The organism is Sporosarcina jiandibaonis (assembly GCF_013184495.1).
GTDB lineage: Bacteria > Bacillota > Bacilli > Bacillales_A > Planococcaceae > Sporosarcina > Sporosarcina jiandibaonis.
In genome coordinates, this window is record NZ_JAAOIY010000009.1 from 61,582 (window position 1) to 70,629 (window position 9,048).

Annotated in this window: 5 protein-coding genes, 1 rRNA gene and 1 riboswitch; all 6 genes read left to right on the forward strand. The window is 39.7% G+C overall.

Annotated features, from left to right (window positions below; genetic code table 11):
- Nucleotides 1-678: 678 nt before the first annotated feature.
- Entirely contained in the window at nucleotides 679-1,629 is a 951-nt protein-coding gene (locus G8782_RS17450; protein ID WP_343035095.1) for an AAA family ATPase, read from the forward strand.
- Complete coding sequence (locus tag G8782_RS17455) at nucleotides 1,626-2,840, forward strand: DUF58 domain-containing protein (RefSeq protein ID WP_172373617.1); 1,215 nt, start codon at nucleotides 1,626-1,628, stop codon at nucleotides 2,838-2,840. Before G8782_RS17450 ends, G8782_RS17455 begins: the two co-directional genes overlap by 4 nt.
- Nucleotides 2,837-5,038, forward strand: a complete 2,202-nt coding sequence (locus tag G8782_RS17460; protein ID WP_172373618.1) for a DUF4129 domain-containing transglutaminase family protein — start codon at nucleotides 2,837-2,839, stop codon at nucleotides 5,036-5,038. Before G8782_RS17455 ends, G8782_RS17460 begins: the two co-directional genes overlap by 4 nt.
- Nucleotides 5,039-5,257: 219 nt before the next feature.
- Nucleotides 5,258-6,811 (forward strand): glutamine-hydrolyzing GMP synthase, encoded by a 1,554-nt coding sequence (guaA, locus tag G8782_RS17465; protein ID WP_281357956.1) that lies wholly within the window; start codon nucleotides 5,258-5,260, stop codon nucleotides 6,809-6,811.
- Nucleotides 6,808-6,909, forward strand: a riboswitch (purine riboswitch). Its footprint overlaps the gene before it by 4 nt.
- Before the next feature lie 98 nt (nucleotides 6,910-7,007).
- Entirely contained in the window at nucleotides 7,008-8,339 is a 1,332-nt protein-coding gene (locus tag G8782_RS17470) for an NCS2 family permease (protein ID WP_172373619.1), read from the forward strand.
- A gap of 591 nt (nucleotides 8,340-8,930) precedes the next feature.
- Nucleotides 8,931-9,048: ribosomal RNA gene (locus G8782_RS17475) — 16S ribosomal RNA — on the forward strand; the annotation flags it as partial.

Genomic DNA, 9,048 nt, shown 5'->3' on the forward strand with positions numbered 1-9,048 from the left:
TTATTCTTCTTCTATACTTTTTTATTTGGAGATTTTTTAGAGAAGTGAGGGTTATCTGATAAGTAGCAGTTTTAATGCGTAATGGAACAATTATTATTCAAGTACTTGGTTTGTATAGGCTCGTTGATTTCCGTTCCGGGCGGACGCGTTCCGCGGGCATCACCTCAATCTCCTCGTCGCTTCGCTCCTGCGGGGCTTTCGGTTGATGCTATTCCCGCTGGAGTCGCCGCCCTCCACTCCAATCAACTAATTTCACTGTAGAAAGAGAGGATATTCAGTAATTGCATTCGAATTAGATATTCCTAGACACTTAATTAATGTTAATAGAAAGTTTTAGATATATAGGTCTTGATATAAATCTAATAATATCTAACGACAGAAACCACAATAATCTATAAAAACAATCCGGCGTAGGCGCCTTACCGCGGGAGGCATCCACCAAGTGCGGAAAGATACAGTTCAATCTTTCCCTAGCGCCGAAGCGTTATGCATAGAGAATTATTAGTAGCATTTTTTAATAGTCCTATAAAACAAGCTGTTTCAATGGTTTTTATCTAGTATTGATAAGTTCTTTTTTCCTTCCTGCTTAAGTTGTAGATAGTAGGGTTATCCTGTAATATGAAAGTGTATAGTTACTTTTCAAATAATTTGCTATATATTGATTCATTGGGGGGAACCATATTGCAAAAAGAATTGATTGGAAGAGTTTTAAATAATATTGAAAAAGTGATGATCGGTAAAAGAGATATTGCCGAACTTAGCATGACTGCGCTTCTTGCGGGCGGACACGTCTTACTTGAAGATGTACCGGGCGTGGGGAAAACGATGATGGTAAAAGCATTGGCAAGATCGATTGGCGCAGACTTCAAGCGAATTCAATTCACGCCAGATTTATTGCCTTCGGACGTATTGGGCGTATCTATTTATAATCCGAGAGAAATGGAGTTTGAATTCAGACCGGGGCCGATCATGGGGAATATTATTCTTGCCGATGAAATTAACCGGACATCGCCAAAGACTCAGTCTGCATTACTTGAAGGAATGGAGGAATCTTCCGTAACGATTGACGGTGAAACAATGCGGATTCCACAACCATTTTTCGTCATGGCGACGCAAAATCCTATTGAATATGAAGGAACTTATCCGTTGCCGGAAGCTCAATTGGACCGATTTTTGTTCAAGTTGAAAATGGGGTATCCTACACCGCGTGAAGAAATAGAAGTTTTGCGGCGCGCTGAACAAGAAATCCCGATCGATAATTTAGAGACGGTAATAACGTTAGACGACCTTATAAACTTGCAACACGCCGTTAAAGACGTAGTTGTAAGCGATGCTGTAAAATCCTATATCGTAACCTGTGCAAATGAAACGAGAAATAATCCATTCGTTTATCTTGGGGTAAGCCCGCGTGGATCCCTTTCGCTGATGAAAGCCTGCCAAGCATATGCGTTACTAGTCGGAAGAATGTACGTGACACCCGATGATGTTCAATATTTAGCCCCTTTTGTTTTTGGTCATCGAATGATTTTAAAACCAGAAGCTAAGTATGAAGGAATTGAATCTGATGAAATTATAGAGCGGATATTGGCGAAAGTCAGTGTGCCTTTTGATCAGGTATCGATTAAATGAAGCGATTTCGAAAGCTAATTTCAATATGGGGGCGACTTGTTTTTGTCTTGCTCATTATTCTAGCGGCCTTCGTATTTGCAATGTTTCAAGGCGGATATGTCAGTTGGGCAATTTTTTACGCAATAACACCATTTATTCTTTATTCTATTTCATTGTTTTTATACCCTCTTCGAACTGTCACGGCTCAACGTGTCATTCGAACCCCAAGCGTTAAAAACGGCGGGAAGTTGCTCGTTAGTTTAACAGTCAAAAGGGATTTTCCTTTTCCTTTACTATATACAGTGATTTCAGAAAAGTGGCGTGATGAGGACATACTTTTGGTTACTAAAGGCACTATGAAAAAACTTTTTGTTTTCGGTTTTCAAAAGACGGAAGAATGGCAGTACGAGATAGATAGAATGCCGCGCGGTGAACATGTATTAGAGGGCTTGGAAATTGAAGTTTCGGATTTTTTTGGATGGGTTCGTAAAAAACATTTCATTCCGCTAAAAAATACAGTTCTAGTGTATCCGAAAATGACAGATATTCACTATGTACCTATTGATACGCAATATGATTTAGGTTCGATGATTTCTCCGTATAATATTGTGAAAGATACCACTATGGCAACGGGCATCCGAGATTACCAATCTGGAGATCGGGTCTCTTGGATTCATTGGAAATCATTTGCGCGGACGCAGACATTAATGACAAAGGAATTCGAAGACCGTCGTTCTCAAGATTTGCTAGTAATATTTGATGGGCGTCCATCCGAAACATTTGAAGAGCAAGTTGAGTTCACAGCTTCAATTTTGAAAGAAGCAACGAATGACCAAGCTGGAATCGGATTTTTAACAACAGGTGCAGAGTCCGCAACCTTTCCATTTATTCAATCGGAAGAGCAGTTTAACAAAGTCCTTATCCACTTGGCGAAAATCAAACCGTCAGATGAAAGTACAGCAGTCATCTCTAATGATTATAGAACTGAATTTAGCCAAAGCGGAAGTGTTATTTTAATTACCGCGCATCCGGATTGGCCATTTTTAGAGTCGGTTATTAGTAACGTGACAAACGCCCGATCAATCACCTGTTTTACTGTGGTAAAAAAAGATGCACCGGTGAAAAATGTGCTTGCGGAGGACATTCGTTTAGCCAAGTCCAAAGGAATTTCCGTTCATGCGCTTACTAAAGAACAATTCCCTACTGCATTTAAAGGGGTGATTCATTCATGAGTGAAATGCGGCTAGATAAATGGTTTCTAGCGATATTATATTTATTGGCTATTGTCCTGTTAAGAGAATGGCTTCTCCCTGTAATGGAGCTCACACAAACTGGGCAGATTTCTTTGTTTTTAATCTTTATTGTGATTGCTTTCTTCTTAGCTTTGCAATCTGTCAAATGGTGGATTTCTTCGCTCATAAAGGTTCTATATATAATCTGGGCCATTCATTATACGTTCTTCGAAGGAATCCTTTTAACGAAGGAAACCTCAACATTACTTCTGGAAGATTTCAACTCCAATTTTGCAGTCATCTTAGTTGGTAATTGGTCTGAACTATCAAATCCATTTCGAACGATGCTATTTTTCATTCTATTATGGATGACGACTTACTTAATCCGCCATTGGATTGAATCGAGAAAAAGTATTTTTCTTTTTTACAGTATGACGATTATCTTTATCGCCATTATCGATACGTTCACGGCTTATTCTGCAAAAGGTTCCATACTAATCATTATGATAACCGGTCTGTTGCTCCTAGGTTTGCTAACGATTCCTAAACTTGCTGAAAAGCATAGTCTATCAATCTCGGCAAATAAATTAGTGAGCATCTCATTCCCTTTGGTAGTGATTCTGGTTATAAGCGGGGTCTTCATGTTAACTCTTCCAAAACTAGAACCGGCATGGGCTGACCCGGTTCCTTTCCTGACATCAGTTGTTGACGGGGCAGGGGAAGGGGGAAATGGAGAAGGGATTTCCAAAACTGGCTATGATCCTGATGATTCTAGACTCGGTGGTCCATTTATTCAGGATAATACCTTGATTTTCGAAGCTTCGGTTCCAAAAAAACAATACTGGAAAATTGAAACGAAAAATACCTACACTTCAAAAGGATGGGAACAACCTAGTGAGAGTAGCGTGATTACGTATTCTTCCAATATGGGGATGGGGACATTTGCAGAAAGTGAAGGAATTATAAGCGGGGAATCGAAAATAGCACAATTGAATATTTTACAACGATTTCCGTTTATCGTTTATCCATACGGCATGATGAATGTAGAAACAGATGAAGATGTGCAGTTTATGAAGTTAGAAATGTTAGAGCAATACCGCACAACAATCGGTGATGAACCCGTATCACTCGATTCGTATGGAATTGAATATATCGAGCATGATTTTAGTTTGAAAGCGTTGCGGGAAACAACTATGGATGAAGTGATTTCTTTAGAGGATGACTTCGCAGATTACCTGCAGCTTCCAAAAGAGTTGCCTGAACGAGTGGGAGAGCTAGCCGAAACAATCACGAGGTCTAGTGAAAGTGTATACGACAAAGCGAAAGCGATTGAACGTTATTTTGGTAGGAATGGATTTGTCTATGATCAAAAAAATGTCGCGATTCCAGCCGAAGACCAGGATTACGTCGATCAATTTTTGTTTGATTCGAAAAGCGGCTATTGTGATAATTTTTCCACGTCAATGGTTGTGATGCTGCGTACAATCGGAATTCCAGCAAAATGGGTGAAAGGGTTTGCGCCCGGTGAATTAGGGAGAAATGAAAATAAGGAAAGTGTTTATAAAATAACAAATAATGAAGCACATTCTTGGGTTGAGGCTTTTATGCCTGGTATTGGTTGGATGCCATTTGAGCCGACAATCGGTTTTGGCGGGGCATCGAGTATCGAGTACGATATTGAACTACAACTAGATGATCCTGAAGTTCCTGAAATGCCGGAACCCGAACGTAAAAAACTCGAACAGAAGTCGAAACCTAAAAAAGAGGATAAAAAAAGTGCTTTTGATTTCAATAAAAATTTTGATTTCCTCAAACAATGGATAATGGACAAGAAGTGGATATTGCTAGCTATTCTGAGCATATCGACATTTTTAGTGGCAATATTATATAGAAGTAGAAGAAAATGGTTGCCGAAATTACTCGTTCGATATTATAGGTTCGGCAAGAATGACTGGACGAAGTACGCTAAGCAATATGTGAGTTTATTGAAACAACTTGATCGATTTGGATTCAAGCGCAAGAACGGGGAAACGCTATTGAAGTATGCAATTCAAGTCGATGCGTACTTTGGAGGAGACACCATGCAAAATTTGACGACTGCTTATGAAAAAGGTATTTATGGAGAAAATAGAACTGAACACGATTGGCAACGCTTACAGGAACTGTGGGAACATTTAATCAATAGGACTTCCGATTGATTTCTTGCGTTTTTAGCAGTAAGATTATAAAAAAGAACTGCTTATAAATGCCCCGAAGTTTCGACCAAGTTACCGGAAATGACTTGGCTACGATTGCGGACTGGTTTTGTTTTAGGAACTGTTTCGTTAATTATGGAGGATGAGACGCGCAGTTTATCAGGTTGTCGCGTCTTTTACTATTCAGGGCTATCCTAGCAAAATGAAGAAGAGGTGGAAAAATTGTCAACTACTCCTTTGTTAATTGAGCAAGAGAAAATTGTAATTCTGGATTATGGCAGTTCGTACAATCAGCTTTTGACGCGTTCAATACGTCAACTCGGTATGTACAGTGAGCTTCACCCGCATACAATTACTGCGGATGAGCTGAAAAACATGAATGCCGTCGGAATTATTTTATCGGGAGGCCCTAAATCTATTACAGATTTAGATGCGTACCCTATCGATTCCGAGATTTTTGATGCGGGCATTCCAATCCTGGGAATTTGTTATGGAACACAGCTAATTCTTAAACAATTTGGCGGCACTACGGAAACAATTAATGATCGCACATACAGCGAAGAGCTAGTGAAATTAGATACATCATCTAATCTGTTTATGGGACAAGTAGAAACACAAAAAGTTTGGTTGAGTAATGGTGATCGTATTTCATCGACTCCAGAAGGATTTAAAACCATTGCAACAACAAACGCTGGAGAGATTGCAGCGATAGGCAATAACGAACGTCAAATTTATGGACTACAATTTCATCCGGAGTCACCGAACTCTGAATATGGACTTGAATTATTAAAACATTTCATCTTTGATCTTTGTGAAGTGAGAACAAAGTGGACGATGGAAAACTTCATTGAAATTGAGATAGGTAAAATTCGCTCAACAGTCGGAGACAAAAAAGTTCTTCTTGCCCTTAGCGGCGGCGTAGATTCTTCAGTGGTTGCGGCATTAATTCATCGTGCGATTGGAGATCAGCTAACTTGCATGTTCGTAGACCACGGTTTACTTCGAAAAGGCGAGGCGGATAGCGTAGTTGATACATTCGCGAAAAAGTTCAATATGAATTTTATTAAAATAGATGCACAGGATCGCTTTTTGAATAAATTAAAAGGTGTTTCTGACCCTGAACAAAAACGAAAAATTATTGGAAATGAATTTATATATGTATTTGATGATGAAGCCGCGAAGCTTGACGGTATAGACTTTTTAGCTCAAGGGACGCTTTATACAGACATTCTTGAAAGTGGAACACTCACAGCGCAGACGATAAAATCGCATCATAACGTTGGTGGACTTCCTGAAGAAATGGAATTCGAATTAATCGAGCCGTTAGCTGCACTATTCAAGGATGAGGTACGAGCGCTAGGACTAGAACTAGGTTTGCCAGAAGAAATCGTTTGGCGTCAACCATTCCCTGGTCCAGGACTAGGCATTCGCGTACTTGGTGAAATTACGGAAGAAAAACTTGAAATGGTTCGCGAATCCGATGCGATTTTGCGAGATGAAGTTAAAAAAGCTGGTTTAGAACGGGACATTTGGCAGTATTTCACAGTTTTACCGAACATTCAAAGTGTTGGAGTCAAAAACGAAAAAAGAACGTATGACTATGCAATCGGAATTCGTGCAGTAACGTCCGTAGATGGCGTGACATCTGACTGGGCGAAGATTCCTTGGGATGTACTTGAAAAAATTAGCGCTCGCATTACTGCAGAGGTCCCTAAGATTAACCGCGTCCTCTTCGATATAACGAGCAAGCCACCTTCAACAATCGAGTGGGAATGATAATTGAATAAAAATGTCGTATATATCCGAGAATATGGCTCGGACGTTTCTACCGGAACACCATAAATGTTTCGACTACGATCTAACAGGACAGGGATATCCCTGTCTATTAGATTTGTATCTGAGAAGCATGCGGCTAACTGGTCGCATGCTTCTTTTTGTTTGAAAATCTAAAATTATGAATGGATGGTCTTCTATGAAGAAGTATTTTGAGTTTGATAAACTTGGTTCGAATTACCGCAATGAGATTATTGGAGGAGCTACAACTTTCCTTGCGATGGCATATATTCTGATTGTTAACCCACTTATGCTATCTTTGGACGGCATTGATGTTCCAGAGGCGATGCGCATGAACAAGGGAGCAGTATTTGTTGCAACAGCACTTGCCGCAGCAGTTGGATCCATTATGATGGGTGTGATCGCAAGATATCCAATCGGACTTGCCCCTGGAATGGGACTTAACGCTTTCTTTGCATTCTCAGTTGTATTGGGGATGGGCATTCCTTGGCAAACAGCATTAACAGGAGTTTTATTTTCAGGAATAATTTTCATTATTTTATCATTGTCAGGATTACGTGAAATTGTTATCAACGCTATTCCGGCTCAACTTAAATACGCAGTAGGGGCTGGTATAGGACTTTTTATCACATTCCTCGGATTTCAAAATGCAAATATCATCGTTGCAGATCCTAATACGTTAGTTACTCTCGGAGACCTTTCTAAAGGGCCGACATTACTTGCGATTTTCGGACTGGTGATCACGGTGATCATGATGGTTCGTAAAATAAAAGGGGCCATTTTTTATGGAATGATACTTACGACGATACTAGGAATGTTTGTCAAACTAATTGAAGTGCCGACTAAAGTAGTCGACAAAATCCCAAGTGTCGCTCCAACATTCGGTGCGGCATTCGAAGCAATCTTCCAAGATCCGACATCATTACTAACAACTCAGTTTTTAATCGTAGTTATTACATTCCTGTTTGTAGATTTCTTTGATACAGCAGGTACGCTTGTTGCAGTCGCCAATCAAGCGGGTTTAATGAAGGAAGATAAATTACCGCGTGCAGGCCGAGCATTGATTTCTGATTCTCTCGCAACAGTAACAGGTGCTGTTTTCGGAACATCGACAACGACATCTTATATAGAGTCATCCGCGGGAGTGGCAGCTGGCGCTAGAACCGGTTTCGCTTCAGTTGTAACTGGCATATTATTTCTATTAGCACTTTTCTTTTCACCCTTATTGCTCGTCATTACATCAGAAGTGACAGCACCGGCATTAATTATTGTAGGGGTCCTTATGGTATCTAGTCTCGGCAATATTGAATGGAGTCGTTTTGAAATCGCAGTACCGGCATTTCTTACGATCATTGCTATGCCGCTTAGTTATAGTATTGCAACAGGAATTGCAATCGGGTTCATCTTCTATCCAATTACGATGATTGTCAGTGGCAATAGAAAAGAAATACATCCGATCATGTATGGCTTATGGATTATCTTTGTTCTATACTTCTTATTTATAAAATAATGTATTCAAATAAGAAAGGTTCTCTTGTATTTATATGAGGGAATCTTTTTTGACTTATTAATAATCAAGTAGTGAAACGATTAATGACAGCCTTTAAACGACTAAATGAAATGTGAATCAACCATAGAGGTAAATTAACAACCGCAATAGTTTGATTTTGTGGTATAAAACTTAAAATTTAGGTTGACATTATGATTTGAATGGGTTATATTTAGATTTCGCCTTACGACACTTTGAATTTAATTGACGAGAAGTGTTGACTTATGTCGATAGGCGTGTTATGATGTATAGACCGTCAAGTAAGGACGGCGAACAATTGCTATATAACTATTAAATAAATGAACCTTGAAAACTGAACAGCAAAACGTCAAGATATAACGTCAAGATATAACGTTTCGATAAATCGAAACAAAAACGAATCTTCGGATTCGAAGTCAGCAAAATGAAACTCGAGCTATTCAAGTTTCTCTTTGAGTTTCGAGACGTAGTGCAGTGCTAGGAAGCGAATGAGTGAGGGAAGGAGCGTACATTAGTACGTGACTGACTGAACGAGTGAAGCTGACGACGCATGTGCTGCGTATCGGAATTCATATTATGGAGAGTTTGATCCTGGCTCAGGACGAACGCTGGCGGCATGCCTAATACATGCAAGTCGAGCGAACATTTATTGAAGCTTGCTTCTTTAAATGTTAGCGGCGGATGGGTGAGT

Excerpts from the sequence above, each read along its gene's own strand:
- G8782_RS17460 (WP_172373618.1), top strand. The coding sequence starts at position 2,837 with ATGAGTGAAATGCGGCTAGATAAATGGTTTCTAGCGATATTATATTTA.
- G8782_RS17470 (WP_172373619.1), top strand. The coding sequence starts at position 7,008 with ATGAAGAAGTATTTTGAGTTTGATAAACTTGGTTCGAATTACCGCAAT.
- G8782_RS17455 (WP_172373617.1), top strand. The coding sequence starts at position 1,626 with ATGAAGCGATTTCGAAAGCTAATTTCAATATGGGGGCGACTTGTTTTT.